The organism is Candidatus Pelagibacter communis (assembly GCF_001180165.1).
Lineage (GTDB): Bacteria > Pseudomonadota > Alphaproteobacteria > Pelagibacterales > Pelagibacteraceae > Pelagibacter > Pelagibacter ubique_P.
This window is the reverse complement of the sequence record NZ_CVSQ01000038.1, coordinates 1-734: the sequence shown is the minus strand read 5'-3', so window position 1 is coordinate 734 and position 734 is coordinate 1. Positions and strand designations below refer to the sequence as shown.

At 37.2% G+C, this 734-nt stretch carries 1 protein-coding gene; it reads left to right on the top strand.

The genetic code is table 11. The features are described from left to right. Positions 1-559: ammonium transporter (locus AMN88_RS02190; RefSeq protein ID WP_425319187.1), on the top strand; the 559-nt coding region annotated here is incomplete at its 5' end. Between the last annotated feature and the right edge of the window lie 175 nt (positions 560-734).

Genomic DNA, 734 nt, shown 5'->3' with positions numbered 1-734 from the left:
TGGATTCAATGGTGGATCTCAACTAGCTATTGGAACATTTGATGATGCAGTTGCTGTATCAAGTATATTTATCAATACTAATCTTGCTGCTTGTGGTGGTGTTATGGCTGCTGCAATAATCACAAGATTAATGTTTGGTAAAACAGATGTAATTCAAATGTTAAACGGAGCAATTGGTGGTCTTGTAGCTGTTACAGCTGAACCATTAGCGCCATCACCTTTAGCAGCAATTTTCATTGGAGCTGTAGGTGGATTGATCGTAGTATTTGGAACTAAATTATTATTCAGTTTCAAACTTGACGATGTTGTAGGTGCAATTCCAGCTCACATGTTTGCTGGTATTTGGGGAACATTAGCAGTGCCATTAACAAACGCTGATGCATCGTTTAGTGCACAATTAATTGGTGTACTTTCAATTAACATTTTTGTGTTCGCTGTGTCCTATGTAATCTGGTCAATAATGAAAGCCACGTTTGGAATTAGATTAAGTAAAGAAGCTGAAACCAAAGGTACTGACGTTACAGAAACAGGAGTAATAGCATACGCAATACGTGACTAATTGCATGCAATGCAATATAGAGGCTCTTCGATCTCCATGTCGTTATCTCATTGAGGGGCCTCTGTAAAAAAAGAATTAACTATAATCTCTCTCTCTAGTTAGTTAACTAAAGGCCCCAGAAATGGGGCCTTTTTATTTTATACATGCTTAAATAGCATAACTCTTTTGTCCTATA